This window comes from Tatumella sp. JGM130 (assembly GCF_018257525.1).
Classification (GTDB): Bacteria; Pseudomonadota; Gammaproteobacteria; order Enterobacterales; family Enterobacteriaceae; genus Tatumella; species Tatumella punctata.
The window spans coordinates 88,517-102,693 of the sequence record NZ_JAERJS010000004.1; the positions used below are offsets into that span (position 1 = coordinate 88,517).

8 protein-coding genes are annotated in these 14,177 nt (G+C 51.0%); 5 read left to right on the forward strand and 3 right to left on the reverse strand.

Annotation, left to right across the window (positions count from 1 at the left end):
- Positions 1-61: 61 nt before the first annotated feature.
- A complete protein-coding gene (gene rcsC, locus JK211_RS03075; RefSeq protein WP_212707204.1) occupies positions 62-2,902 on the reverse strand; it encodes a two-component system sensor histidine kinase RcsC in 2,841 nt (946 codons plus the stop codon).
- A gap of 210 nt (positions 2,903-3,112) precedes the next feature.
- A complete protein-coding gene (gene gyrA, locus JK211_RS03080) occupies positions 3,113-5,746 on the reverse strand; it encodes a DNA topoisomerase (ATP-hydrolyzing) subunit A (protein ID WP_212707205.1) in 2,634 nt (877 codons plus the stop codon).
- Positions 5,747-5,923: 177 nt separating this feature from the next.
- Here gyrA and ubiG point away from each other — a divergent pair, with 177 nt between their 5' ends.
- From ubiG to yfaE, 4 genes are all read left to right on the forward strand, one after another.
- Positions 5,924-6,655, forward strand: coding sequence for a bifunctional 2-polyprenyl-6-hydroxyphenol methylase/3-demethylubiquinol 3-O-methyltransferase UbiG (ubiG, locus tag JK211_RS03085; protein WP_212707278.1), 732 nt, complete (start codon positions 5,924-5,926; stop codon positions 6,653-6,655).
- 426 nt (positions 6,656-7,081) lie between these two features.
- Complete coding sequence (gene nrdA, locus JK211_RS03090) at positions 7,082-9,361, forward strand: class 1a ribonucleoside-diphosphate reductase subunit alpha (protein ID WP_212707206.1); 2,280 nt, start codon at positions 7,082-7,084, stop codon at positions 9,359-9,361.
- A gap of 88 nt (positions 9,362-9,449) precedes the next feature.
- Positions 9,450-10,580: a class Ia ribonucleoside-diphosphate reductase subunit beta gene (gene nrdB, locus JK211_RS03095; RefSeq protein ID WP_212707207.1), complete on the forward strand. Its 1,131-nt coding sequence runs from the start codon at positions 9,450-9,452 to the stop codon at positions 10,578-10,580.
- Between the two features lie 2 nt (positions 10,581-10,582).
- Positions 10,583-10,852: a class I ribonucleotide reductase maintenance protein YfaE gene (gene yfaE / locus JK211_RS03100; RefSeq protein ID WP_212707208.1), complete on the forward strand. Its 270-nt coding sequence runs from the start codon at positions 10,583-10,585 to the stop codon at positions 10,850-10,852.
- 130 nt (positions 10,853-10,982) lie between these two features.
- Here yfaE and JK211_RS03105 read toward each other — a convergent pair whose 3' ends face one another.
- The gene (locus tag JK211_RS03105; protein ID WP_212707279.1) at positions 10,983-12,164 is read right to left on the reverse strand and encodes a nicotinamide mononucleotide deamidase-related protein YfaY; all 1,182 of its coding nucleotides are present in this window, start codon (positions 12,162-12,164) and stop codon (positions 10,983-10,985) included.
- A gap of 343 nt (positions 12,165-12,507) precedes the next feature.
- Here JK211_RS03105 and JK211_RS03110 point away from each other — a divergent pair, with 343 nt between their 5' ends.
- Entirely contained in the window at positions 12,508-14,163 is a 1,656-nt protein-coding gene (locus tag JK211_RS03110; protein WP_212707209.1) for a glucan biosynthesis protein D, read from the forward strand.
- Positions 14,164-14,177: the final 14 nt, after the last annotated feature.

The following is a 14,177-nucleotide window of genomic DNA, read 5'->3' on the forward strand; positions in this document are numbered from 1 at the left end:
CAGCCTCGTGCCCTGAGGCAGAGGCTGCTGTTCTCTGTACTGAAATGAAAAATCCAGCCAGTTACGCCTGCGATGGTCGGGACTTTCTGACCTGCTCTGTATAACTGCGCAAGCTTACTTTCAGCTCCTGTAATGTGACTGGTTTTGATAAACAGTCATCCATTCCCGCCGCCAGACAACGCTGTTTCTCATCAGCCAGCGCATTGGCTGTGACGCCGATCACCGGCCGCTGATAGCCCGACTCACGCAAGGTCTGTGTCAGCGTATAGCCATCCATATTCGGCATATTGACATCACTGAGCACAATGTCCGCATCAATGCGTTTCATCACGTTCAGAGCATCCACCCCATCCTGAGCCGTTTTTACCTGGTATCCCAGGGTGTGCAACTGGCCGGACAACAGCATCCGGTTAATCGGATGATCGTCCACCACCAGGATAAGAATATCTTCATTGGCACTATTATCACCATTATCCGGGGTCTGCTCTGTCAGTAATTTCACTTCACTGACCGGCCGGTAAATGCGGCGCAACAGTTCCGGCAACTCATGGGGCATCGAAGTGGTGATCAGCCATACTCCTGGCCTGATTTCACTCGGGAAATCCGTGTGCTCACTGCTGAAACAGATACGTGCTTTACAGGCAATATCGGCAGTATCGTCACAGTCGGTCAGCCAGATATCCTCCGGGGTTAACTGCTGTTCTGTGGTCAGCAGCGTCACCGATAATGCCAGTAACTGGCGTCGCAGATAATCGGCAAAACAACGGTTTTTCAGGGAGAGATATATCCGCCTGCCTTTGAGATCACTGGCTGCCGGTGTCCATAGTCCCTGATATACCGGCAGACGCACCGTAAACTGGCTGCCCATACCCGGTTCTGATTCCACATCAATATCGCCATCCATCATATTGATCAGTTTTTCACAAATAGCCAGTCCCAGTCCGGTTCCCTGGAAATTACGTTGTACTCCGGTGCCCACCTGAAAGAACGGGTCAAACAAACGCAGTACATCGCGGGCGGGTATCCCTACCCCCGTATCACGTACCCTGAATGCCAGGTACCCCTGTTGCTGATAGACATGAAGTACGATAACCCCGGTATGGGTAAACTTAATCGCATTACTGAGCAGATTAGAGACAACCTGCTGCAGGCGCATGGCATCGCCAAACAGGGCGGTCGGAATATCATGTTCGATCAGGCAATACAGGGTCAGGCGTTTTTTTACCACCAGGGACAGGTAGTTAGAGATAATATGTCCCATCATCTCATGGGGGGAGAATGTCCCTGGTTCAATTTTTAACTGTTCAGATTCAATCTTGGAAAAATCAAGAATATCGTTAATGATCTTCAATAAAAGATCTGATGAGTTCGTCATCGCACTGACCAGTGCGTCTGAATTTTTCGGCAGTTCGCGGGTTTTCAGTAAATCCAGATTACCGATAATACCGTACAGAGGCGTACGCAGTTCATGGCTGACGGTAGCAAGGAACATAGATTTTGACTGGCTGGCCTGTTCCGCTGAGTCGGCCATTTCCTGCAGAGACTGCTCCATTTTTATCCTGGCACTGACATCCACCAGTACGCAGATAGCGACATCTTCATTACGGTAACGGCTATGGACAAAACTGATTTGCAGGTTAGTGTTAGAGCCGGTCAGCACATCCACAAAATTCACCTGCTGTCCGCCTATAATTTCTGTCAGCCGCAGTTTATCTTCGGCCGTCAGCAGCGTCAGATAGTCATGTGCCAGTTCGTTACTCAGAATATTACTGCCATCACTGGTCCGCAGGATACAGATGCCGACCGGTGCAGAGGCTACAATCTTCCGGTTAAACTGCTCATGTTCCTCCAGACGCAGTGCATTATCTTCTGCTGGCAGTAACATCCGCCGTTCAAAGATGATCGTCAGTGCAATAAGAATTAATGCGCTGAAAATGTTCAGCAGAATGGCATTGATGATCATCAGTTTCATCTGATTAAACAGCAAACCGGTCGGCAGAGAATAGATAATACTGAAAGGGCTCGGTGACAGTGACTGCTTCAGTATTAACTGGCTATAGCCATTAATATAGCCAAACCACTCCCGGCTGTCGGGCAGCGATTCGAAACTATGGCTGCTGATACTGCTGTCCGTGGATAACACCAGCTGATCATCATCATTAACAATCGACGTAGCCACCGGGGTACTGCCCGGGGTAACCAGCTCATCCAGCCGTAAGTTTTGTTCAAAGCTCAGCAAAGCGACCTGCTGATTGCCCGTATACACCGGCATCATCATATAAAATGCCCCGACGCCCGGCTGATTCCCCGCCGTGATCCAGTAGACAGGGTTACGTTGTTCTGCCGCAGAGCTGTTATTAAATCTCAGCACATTTTCCTGCAGGGAATTCATGCCGGAGTCACTGCTGACTTCGCTGGTTGTAAAGGAAAACGTCGCCAGACAATTACTGCCATTATGCAGCAGAAAAATCCGGCTCATTTCATAAGATGAGACATACTGGCTTTCCCAGTAATGCAAAAAACCGCCCAGCGTGGATAACGTAGTCCGCCAGCCTGTATCGACGCTGCTGCAATCATCGTCACTGAACAACGGTGAAAACTGAGGCGAGTAATTTTTGCTGCTGCTCAGGGTAAAAGAGTTATCATCGGGGCTATTATTTAACTGCCCTTCGGTAATGTATTTCAGTTCCCGCATCGCTTCATTGGAATGGGCGATATACCAGCCGGCCAGACTGTAGTTGCCGGAAAGCTGTTCCCTGATATCCGATTCCTTTTCATGTAACACATTCAGCAGGTAAAACGCGCTCAGTAACCCACCCAGCAGCCAGAGCAAGAGTGCCAGTATGCGAAACAGATAACGAGAAACCCGTAGCGTGGTACGAAAAGAGACAAGATATTTCACTGGAAACTCACTGCAGTAAGTCGGAACGAACAAAACGATGAATGGGGTAACCGGCTCATCAGTACAAAGTGACAGCAACCGCTGACGGGCTTAAGACTATCACATACATTTTAATTTTACAGAGATGCCACCCCGAAAGCACCGGCAGACAGACATAAAAAAGAGGCACCACAGGGATGCCTCTTTTGCTATCTGCTGAACGCAGGGAAATTATTCGTCGTCAGACTCTGTATCATCATCTGTTTCAGGTTCCTGAAGCAGATCATCATCGCCTTCGGCCACCGAACCATCAATTGCATCCAGCTCTTCTTCAGCAACCGGTTCAGCAACACGCTGCAAACCGACAACATTTTCATCGTCAGCCGTACGGATCAGGATTACGCCCTGGGTGTTACGACCCACAACACTGACTTCGGAGACACGGGTTCTCACCAGGGTGCCGGCATCGGTGATCATCATAATCTGGTCACTGTCATCAACCTGTACCGCACCGATCACCGGACCATTACGCTCCGTCACTTTGATGGAGATCACCCCCTGGGTGGCACGGGATTTGGTCGGGTACTGCTGGTTAGCGGTACGTTTACCATAACCATTACGGGTAACCGTCAGAATAGCCCCGTCTTCACGAGGAATAATCAGTGAAACCACCCGATCATTTTCTGCCAGTTTGATTCCGCGGACCCCGGAAGCAGTACGCCCCATCGCCCGCACGGCCTGTTCGGAGAAACGGACCACTTTACCGGCAGCAGAGAACAGCATTGCTTCATCATTACCGTCGGTCAAAGCCACACCGATAAGCTCATCGTCATCACGCAGATTAACCGCAATGATCCCGGCACTGCGCGGGCGGCTGAATTCGGTCAGTGCCGTTTTCTTCACTGTCCCGCTGGCGGTTGCCATAAAGATATTCAGGCCTTCAGCATACTCACGTACCGGCAGGATCGCGGTAATACGCTCGTTGGCTTCCAGTGGCAGCAGGTTAACAATCGGACGTCCGCGGGCGCCACGGCTGGCTTCCGGTAACTGATACACTTTCATCCAGTACAGACGGCCACGGCTGGAGAAGCACAGGATGGTATCATGGGTATTCGCCACCAGCAGGCGATCGATAAAGTCTTCTTCTTTGATCCTGGCAGCGGATTTACCTTTACCACCACGGCGTTGTGCTTCGTAGTCTGTCAGGGGCTGATATTTTACATATCCCTGGTGCGACAGAGTAACGACCACATCTTCCTGGCTGATCAAATCTTCGATGTTAATATCAGCCGAATTGGCAGTGATTTCCGTGCGGCGTGCGTCACCAAACTGCTCACGGACCGCAACCAGTTCTTCACGGATCACATCCATCAGACGATTAGCATCTTCCAGGATAAAGATCAGCCCGGCAATTTCACTCAGTAACTGCTTGTACTCATCCAGCAGTTTTTCATGTTCCATACCGGTCAGTTTTTGCAGACGCAGGTCGAGGATCGCCTGAGCCTGTTGTTCTGTCAGGTAATACTCACCGTCACGGATACCATACTCCGGTTCCAGCCATTCCGGACGCGCTGCATCATCGCCGGCTTTTTCCAGCATAACGGCAACGTTACCCAGCGCCCAGCCCTGAGCAACCAGTGCAGCCTTCGCTTCTGCCGGAGAAGGTGCGCGGCGGATCATCTCGATCACCGGATCAATGTTCGCCAGAGCAATCGCCAGCCCTTCAAGAATATGAGCACGGTCACGCGCTTTACGCAGTTCATAAATGGTACGACGGGTAACCACTTCACGGCGGTGACGGACAAACGCTTCCAGAATATCTTTCAGTGGCATAATTTTTGGCTGGCCCTGATGCAGTGCCACCATATTAATACCGAAAGACGTCTGTAACTGGGTCAGAGAATAGAGGTTATTAAGCACCACTTCACCGACCGCATCACGTTTCACTTCAATGACAATACGCATACCGTCTTTATCAGACTCGTCACGCAACGCACTGATGCCCTCAATACGCTTCTCTTTGACCAGCTCCGCGATTTTTTCGATCAGCCGGGCTTTGTTCACCTGATAAGGTATTTCGTGGACGATAATTGTTTCACGTCCGGTTTTAGGGTCTGTTTCCACTTCACCACGGCCGCGAATATAAATTTTCCCGCGTCCGGTACGGTATGCTTCTTCGATGCCACGACGACCATTAATGATCGCTGCCGTCGGGAAGTCCGGTCCGGGGATGTGCTCCATCAGACCTTCAACGGTAATATCGCCATCGTCGATTAATGCCAGACAACCGTTAATCACTTCATTCAGGTTGTGCGGAGGTATATTGGTCGCCATGCCGACGGCAATACCTGACGAACCATTGACCAGCAGGTTAGGGATCTTTGTCGGCATGACTTCAGGAATTTGTTCTGTGCCATCATAGTTAGGCACAAAATCAACCGTTTCTTTGTCCAGGTCTGCCAGCAATTCATGGGCGATTTTTGCCATACGGATTTCCGTATAACGCATCGCCGCGGCGGAGTCACCGTCAATAGAACCAAAGTTACCCTGCCCGTCTACCAGCATATAACGTAATGAAAACGGCTGTGCCATACGGACAATCGTTTCATAGACTGCGGAGTCACCGTGCGGGTGATATTTACCGATCACATCCCCGACAACACGGGCAGATTTTTTGTAGGCTTTGTTCCAGTCATTACCTAACTCGCTCATGGCAAACAATACACGACGGTGTACTGGTTTCAGGCCATCACGCACATCAGGTAACGCACGGCCAACGATGACCGACATGGCATAATCGAGATAAGAATTTTTTAATTCTTCCTCGATATTAACCGGTGTGATTTCTCTTGCTAAGTCGCTCATGGAGCCGATATCCCTCTAGATATTGCCGACTATTCAGGCGGCGAATCATATCACAGTACCACCCTGCGGTGCACGTCAGCATCAGATTAGTTATGCAGATCCACAGACTAAGGGTGCCGCTGGCCGATTAAGTGTTTATACTCGGTAAAATTTTTTCAGGAGTCGTAATCCATGAATATGCCTGCACAGGAAAATCAGTCAAACCAGAACGTTGACCATCAGGAGATTGCCAAATTTGAAGCAGTCGCCTCCCGCTGGTGGGATTTGGAAGGCGAATTCAAACCTCTGCACCGTATTAACCCGTTGCGTCTCGGTTATATCAGCCAGAACAGCCACGGGTTATTTGGCAAAAAAGTCCTGGATGTCGGTTGTGGCGGCGGGATCCTTGCCGAGAGTATGGCCCGCGAAGGGGCTGAGGTGACCGGTCTGGATATGGGAGCAGAACCTTTACAAGTTGCCCGGCTGCATGCCCTGGAAAGTGGCGTCAGCGTCGATTATGTGCAGCGTACGGTCGAAGAACATGCCAGCGAATTTGCAGGACAATACGATGTTGTTACCTGTATGGAAATGCTGGAACATGTGCCAGACCCGCGTTCGGTGGTCCATGCCTGCGCCAGACTGGTGAAACCCGGCGGGCAGGTATTTTTCTCGACCATCAACCGCAACCCTAAAGCCTGGCTGATGGCGGTATTCGGTGCAGAGTATCTGTTACGTATGGTACCGCGCGGCACCCACGATATTAAAAAGTTTATCCGTCCTGCGGAGCTGCTGAACTGGGTAGATGAAACTCCGTTACGCGAAGAAGGCATGATCGGCCTGCACTATAATCCGCTGACCAGCCATTTCCGCCTCGGTCATGGTGTCGACGTCAACTATATGGTACATACCAGCTGCCCGGAAAAATCCTAACTCCGGCATTTTATGCTTAAAAAGTTTCCGGCAGAAGAACAAAACCAACCTGCCGGAAAATAAAGCAGTCTCTGTCTCCTGAACCATTTCGTTTGTCAGTGTAAATGCCTTCCCCGGTTCTCCCTGAATGAAAAATCGGCTACCGATCATAAAAAGAATTTTTTTCTTCCAAATGTTGACATCAGATGGTGCCTTTAATCATGCGGGCTACGAAAAAAAACAAAAATTACAAGTCAAATTACGCCCTATTTTTGCACTTGTTAACTCCGCGGAAGTCACTAAAATACAGCCTATCTTGTTATATATTTTATCGACACCCCCTACATGTAGTGGTTATCCACAGTTTTATTCACAATGAGAATACTGTGCATAACTACACGAAATATATAACTCACTGATACTAATGCATAGATAGGTAAACGCGACATGAACCAAAGTCTGCTCGTTACGAAACGCGATGGAAGCCAGGAACGAATCAATCTCGATAAAATACACCGGGTACTCGACTGGGCAGCGGAAGGTCTTCACAATGTCTCGGTCTCACAGGTAGAGCTGCGCTCGCACATTCAGTTTTATGACGGCATCAGAACCTCCGATATTCATGAAACCATTATCAAAGCAGCCGCGGACCTGATTTCCCGCGAAGCGCCTGATTACCAATACCTGGCAGCCCGACTGGCTATTTTCCACCTGCGTAAAAAAGCGTACGGACAGTTTGAACCACCGGCACTGTTTGACCATGTCACGTCAATGGTTGAACGCGGTAAGTACGATCCACACCTGCTGGAAGACTACACCGCAGAAGAGTTTGCTCAGATGGACAGCTTTATCGACCACTGGCGCGACATGACCTTCTCTTATGCTGCGGTCAAACAGCTGGAAGGTAAATACCTGGTTCAGAACCGTGTCAGCGGTGATATTTACGAGAGTGCACAGTTCCTGTACATCCTGGTTGCGGCTTGCCTGTTCTCTGCCTATCCGCGTGACACCCGTCTCGACTACATCAGACGTTTTTATGACGCGGTATCGACCTTTAAGATCTCGTTACCTACGCCGATCATGGCCGGTGTGCGTACCCCGACCCGCCAGTTCAGCTCCTGTGTATTAATTGAATGCGGCGACAGTCTTGATTCCATTAATGCTACTTCCAGTGCGATTGTGAAATATGTCTCACAGCGCGCCGGTATTGGTATTAACGCTGGCCGTATCCGTGCGCTGGGCAGCCCGATCCGTGGCGGCGAAGCCTTCCATACGGGATGTATTCCTTTTTACAAGCATTTCCAGACTGCGGTTAAGTCCTGTTCTCAGGGTGGCGTTCGCGGCGGCGCAGCGACCCTGTTTTATCCATTATGGCACCTGGAAGTCGAAAGCCTGCTGGTGTTAAAAAATAACCGCGGTGTCGAAGGTAACCGCGTCCGTCATATGGATTATGGCGTACAGCTCAACAAGCTGATGTACCAGCGTTTACTGAAAGGGGAAGATATCACCCTGTTCAGCCCGTCTGATGTGCCGGGTCTGTACGATGCCTTCTTTGCCGACCAGAATGAATTCGAACGTCTGTACGTAAAATACGAGCAGGACAGCACCATCCGTAAACAGCGGATTAAAGCGGTAGAACTGTTCTCCCTGATGATGCAGGAACGTGCGTCTACCGGACGTATTTATATTCAGAACGTTGATCACTGTAATACCCATAGCCCGTTTGATCCGGCCATTGCTCCGGTCCGTCAGTCGAACCTGTGCCTGGAAATTGCGCTGCCAACCCGGCCGCTGAATGACGTAAATGACGAAAATGGCGAGATTGCCCTTTGTACGCTGTCTGCCTTCAACCTGGGTGCCATTAACAGCCTGGATGAACTCGAAGAACTGGCAATCCTGGCAGTACGTGCGCTGGATGCCCTGCTGGACTACCAGGACTACCCGATCCCCGCAGCACAACGCGGGGCCATGGGACGCCGTACCCTGGGGATAGGTGTGATCAACTTTGCTTACTACCTGGCGAAACACGGTAAACGTTATTCCGATGGCAGTGCAAATAACCTGACGCATAAAACCTTTGAAGCGATTCAGTACTACCTGCTGAAAGCCTCAAATGAACTGGCTAAAGAACAGGGTGCGTGCCCGTGGTTTAATGAAACCACCTATGCCGCCGGAGTACTGCCGATCGACACTTATAAGGCTGACCTGAATGCGATCTGTGATGAGCCTCTGCATCTGGACTGGGAGTCCCTGCGCGAGTCGATCAAAACTCACGGTCTGCGTAACTCAACCCTGTCCGCGCTGATGCCGTCAGAAACCTCTTCGCAGATTTCTAACGCCACGAATGGTATTGAACCTCCGCGCGGTCATGTCAGTATTAAAGCGTCGAAAGACGGTATTCTGCGCCAGGTCGTACCGGACTATGAAACCCTGAAAGACAACTATGAACTGCTGTGGGAAATGCCATCTAATGACGGATATCTGCAGCTGGTCGGTGTGATGCAGAAATTTGTCGATCAGTCGATTTCTGCCAATACCAACTACGACCCTTCCCGTTTCGCTAACGGCAAGGTGCCGATGAAGCAGTTACTGAAAGATCTGCTGACCGCCTATAAATTTGGTGTAAAAACGCTTTACTACCAGAACACCCGTGACGGTGCCGAAGATGCTCAGGATGACCTGGCCCCGGCGGACGACGGCTGTGAAGGCGGCGCCTGCAAGATTTAACCCTTTCCGTCAGGAGCCGCCGCGGCGGCCCCTGACTTTAGCTTTTTAACCGCTGAAACGTCAGCCAGTATTTATCGGATGTTTCCTGATGGCCTACACTACATTCTCGCAAAACAAAAACGATCAGTTAAAAGAACCGATGTTCTTCGGACAGTCCGTCAACGTTGCCCGTTACGACCAGCAAAAATATGATATTTTTGAAAAGCTGATCGAAAAACAGCTCTCTTTTTTCTGGCGTCCGGAAGAAGTTGATGTTGCCCGTGACAGAATTGACTATCAGTCACTGCCTGAACACGAAAAACATATCTTTATCAGCAACCTGAAATATCAGACTCTGCTGGACTCTATCCAGGGCCGCAGTCCTAACGTTGCGTTGCTGCCGTTAGTCTCCATCCCTGAACTGGAAACCTGGATTGAAACCTGGGCATTTTCCGAAACGATCCACTCACGTTCTTACACCCATATTATCCGTAACATTGTCACAGACCCGGCACTGGTGTTTGATGATATCGTGACTAATGAACAAATCCTTAAGCGTGCTGAAGATATTACCGGCTATTATGACGATTTAATCGAAATGAGCAGCTACTGGCACTTACTGGGAGAAGGTACTCACCAGGTCGCCGGTAAAGAGGTCGTTGTCAGCCTGCGTAACCTGAAGAAACAGCTTTATCTGTGTCTGATGAGCGTAAATGCGCTCGAAGCTATCCGTTTTTATGTCAGCTTCGCCTGCTCTTTTGCTTTCGCCGAACGGGAACTGATGGAAGGTAATGCTAAAATTATCCGCCTGATTGCCCGCGATGAAGCCCTGCACCTGACAGGTACCCAGCATATGCTGAACCTGATGCGCAGCGGGGAAGATGACCCGGAAATGAAAGAGATCGCCGCGGAATGTCAGCAACAGTGTTATGAGCTGTTCAAAAAAGCCGCCATTCAGGAAAAAGAATGGGCAGAATATCTGTTCCGTGACGGTTCAATGATTGGTCTGAACAAAGATATCCTGTGCCAGTATATTGAATATATTACCAATATCCGTATGCAGGCTGTCGGGCTGGATCTGCCATTCCAGACCCGCTCCAACCCGATCCCATGGATTAACTCCTGGCTGGTATCAGATAACGTTCAGGTCGCTCCGCAGGAAGTGGAAGTCAGTTCTTATTTAGTCGGCCAAATCGACTCAGAAGTCGGTGCTGATGATTTTAACGACTTCCAGCTGTAACCATGCCGGATAAACCAGAGGTCATTACGCTCAGCCGTTCGGGGCGGCAGCTCGAATGTGCTAAGAATACCTACCCTGATTTGCTCACTGCCCTTGAGGCCCATCAGCTTCCGGTCGAGTATCAGTGTCGCGAAGGTTACTGTGGTTCCTGCAGGGTCAGACTGCGTAAGGGCCAGGTGTGCTACCGCAGTAAACCTCTGGCATTTGTCGGACAGGGTGAAATACTGCCCTGCTGCTGCCGTCCGGTCGGTGATATAGAGCTGGATCTGTAACCCGCGACGCTCCACAGCCAGTGACGCAGGCAAAGCTGCGAAGAAAATAGTCAGCAAAGACTCAGAGGCCCGCCGCACACGGCAGGCCTCTTTCAGCACAATCGCCCGCCGGCCTGCCCGGAAAATATCGTCACCGGTTCAGTACCTCAGTCACTTCCAGCCAGCTATAGCTTCCATGACTGTTTTTCCCCTGTAACCAGCGCAACAGCATATGCATGGCAACGGTACTGATCAGCTCCTGCCGGGCGGCCTGCGAATGACGCAGGGTAGTAAATGTCAGGGCCTGCGCCCGTATTTCCTGTGGTGTCACCAGACAGATGCCTAATGACTGGTCACTGAGTTCACTCACCCCGAGTGCCAGCGGCACCTGTTGAGACTCAGCCAGCAGTTGCAGCCGGTCTGCCAGCTGTCCTAAGCTTTCCCGGCCTGGCCGCGGAAGATCGCCGCCGCTGAGGGGAACATCCGCCGCCGCCAGCGACCAGTGCAGTAATCCGGCCGTAAAAACCTCACTTACAGCCAGCCGCAGATCACGACCCATAAGCTCACGGGCCAGTAATGCCGGCAACCCTTCAGTTCCTTCAAACAGCGTCCAGTCAGCCAGTTTCTGCCGGATAAGCTGCCAGCAGCTCTCCATCTGCTGACGTTCACTGGCGGGCCCCGTCAGCTTAATTTCGACAATCGGCATCGCGGCACGGTAGCCCAGGCTGACGCCCTCGGGCAACGGCAGGTGGTCAAACTCTTCGGCCAGTTCACTCTCTCCGCGACCGAACGTTGTCAGCCGCAGACAAACCGGGGCGGCAGGCAGGCTGTACTGCGCCGCCAGACGCGGCAGAATCTGCTCATTCACCATCACCTTAAACTCAGCAGGAACCCCCGGAGTAAAAAAAATACGACATTTATTCAGTGTTACTGCAAAACCACAGGCGGTACCGACCCGGTTATCAATAACCTCTGCATGACGGGGAATTTCTGCCTGTTTACGGTTAGACGCCGCCATCGGCCTGCCCCGTTGACGAAAAAAGGCTTCTATCTGTTGCAGCCACTGCTGATTCAGTTCAAGTTCAACCCCGCAGGCCATGGCTGCCGCCAGCGCACTTAAATCATCACTGGTCGGTCCCAGCCCGCCATTAACAATCAGAATATCCGCATACTGACTGCGCTGTTGCAATTCTTCCACCAGCGGCCCCAGTTGATCACCGACGGTCGAACGGTGGGTCATCACCAGTCCGTGCGTAAATAACCGGTCAGCCAGCCAGGCGGCATTGGTATCAATAATCTGTCCGTACAGTACTTCATCACCGGTCGACAACATTTCAATATTCAACGTGCAACTCCTGCGCATACAGCGGAAACAGGCCCGGACAGCCAGACACACTGACCGGAAAAGTAAACATAAATTCAGTCAGTTATTAAAGTCCTCTCCGCACGCTATTACAAGAACGATATTCAGTGACTGCCTTTCCGCCGATAAAATAACTGCCGCAACCCTGCGGAAAATGCATCGTTTCTCTGATTATTCTGATAAATTTCTGATTAATGAATTTTACCCGTGGCGATCTGTCGTAGTGAATGAACAACGTTTACTGGCATAATCTGCTGTGACAGGGTTACCGCAGCCACCATACACCTGAACAACCAAGGATAACGTTTTCGGTATGAATCGCAGAATGTTTATGAAAGGCTCGCTGGCGGTTTCCGCCCTCGGGACAATGACAGGGTTATCTTCACTGCTGGCAAATTCAGCCTGGGCTGCCGACGGTATCGCCGACGGAAATGCCAGAAAATTCGATTTCGCAAAACTTAAGCAGCAGGCCGCCGCACTGGCAAAACAGCCCTGGGCCGGGGCGCCGGGGCCGCTGCCTGAAACACTGGCAAACCTGACGCCACAGGACTATAACGCCATTCAGTATGATGCTAATCATTCACTGTGGAACAACATCCCTGACCGTCAGCTGGATGTGCAGTTTTTCCACACCGGTATGGGGTTTAAGCGACGGATCAGAATGTTCTCGGTTGACCCTGATAACCGTGAGGCACGGGAAGTCCATTTCCGGCCTGAATTGTTCAACTACAACGATGCCCATGTCGATGTAAAACAGCTGGCAGGTAAAACAGATCTCGGTTTTGCCGGATTCCGTGTCTTCAAAAAACCGGAACTGGCCCGCCGTGATATCGTTGCATTCCTCGGTGCCAGTTATTTCCGTGCGGTAGATGATACCTATCAGTACGGTTTGTCGGCCCGTGGTGTGGCGATTAATACTTTTACCAGCCATGAAGAGTTTCCGGATTTCACAGCATTCTGGTTCGAAACACCGAAGCCGGAAGATACCCGTTTTGTGGTATACGCCCTGCTGGATGGTGCCAGCATCACTGGTGCGTTTAAATTCACTATCGACTGTGAAGAAAAACGGGTGGTCATGACGGTCGAAAACAGTTTGTATACCCGTAAAGCGATAGAGCAATTAGGTATTGCGCCGATGACCAGCATGTTCAGTTGCGGCACTAATGACCGCCGGATGTGCAACACCTATCATCCGCAAATCCATGATTCGGATCGCCTCTCTATGTGGACCGGTAACGGTGAATGGATTGCGCGGCCGCTGAATAATCCTCAGCGCCTGACATTTAACAGTTTTACCGATGAAAACCCACGTGGCTTCGGACTGTTGCAGCTGGATCATGATTTTAACGATTATCAGGATGTTATTGGCTGGTATGACAAACGTCCGAGTCTGTGGGTTGAGCCCATCGGTAAATGGGGAAAAGGCGCCATCAATCTGATGGAAATCCCCACGACCGGGGAAACGCTGGATAATATCGTCTGCTTCTGGAGGCCGGAGGCCGCGGTCGATGCAGGCAGCGAACTCAGCTTTGAGTATAAATTATACTGGAGCGGACTGCCGCCGGTCGAAAGCTCACTGGCCCGGGTCGGGGCCACCCGCACCGGTATCGGCGGATTTCCTGAAGGCTGGGCCCCCGGGGAACATTTTCCTGAGTCCTGGTGTCGCCGTTTCGCTATCGACTTTGTCGGCGGTGACCTGAAAACTGCCGCCCCTAAAGGTATTGAGCCGGTAATCACTGTTTCTTCCGGTACCTTTAAACAGGTTGAGATCCTGTATGTAGAGCCGCTGAACGCCTACCGGATCCTGTTTGACTGGTATCCGGACAGTGATTCGACCGATCCGGTCAATATGCGTCTGTTCCTCAGAAGTCAGGGACAGACCCTCAGTGAAACCTGGATGTATCAGTATGTGCCGCCGGCACCAGACCAGCGTAAATATGTAGATGACCGGCAGATGACAGCCGGATAACCTCAGGGCGGCGG

Excerpts from the sequence above, each read along its gene's own strand:
- nrdB (WP_212707207.1), top strand. The coding sequence starts at position 9,450 with ATGGCCTACACTACATTCTCGCAAAACAAAAACGATCAGTTAAAAGAA.
- nrdA (WP_212707206.1), top strand. The coding sequence starts at position 7,082 with ATGAACCAAAGTCTGCTCGTTACGAAACGCGATGGAAGCCAGGAACGA.
- ubiG (WP_212707278.1), top strand. The coding sequence starts at position 5,924 with ATGCCTGCACAGGAAAATCAGTCAAACCAGAACGTTGACCATCAGGAG.
- gyrA (WP_212707205.1), bottom strand. The coding sequence starts at position 5,746 with ATGAGCGACTTAGCAAGAGAAATCACACCGGTTAATATCGAGGAAGAA.
- JK211_RS03105 (WP_212707279.1), bottom strand. The coding sequence starts at position 12,164 with ATGTTGTCGACCGGTGATGAAGTACTGTACGGACAGATTATTGATACC.
- JK211_RS03110 (WP_212707209.1), top strand. The coding sequence starts at position 12,508 with ATGAATCGCAGAATGTTTATGAAAGGCTCGCTGGCGGTTTCCGCCCTC.
- yfaE (WP_212707208.1), top strand. The coding sequence starts at position 10,583 with ATGCCGGATAAACCAGAGGTCATTACGCTCAGCCGTTCGGGGCGGCAG.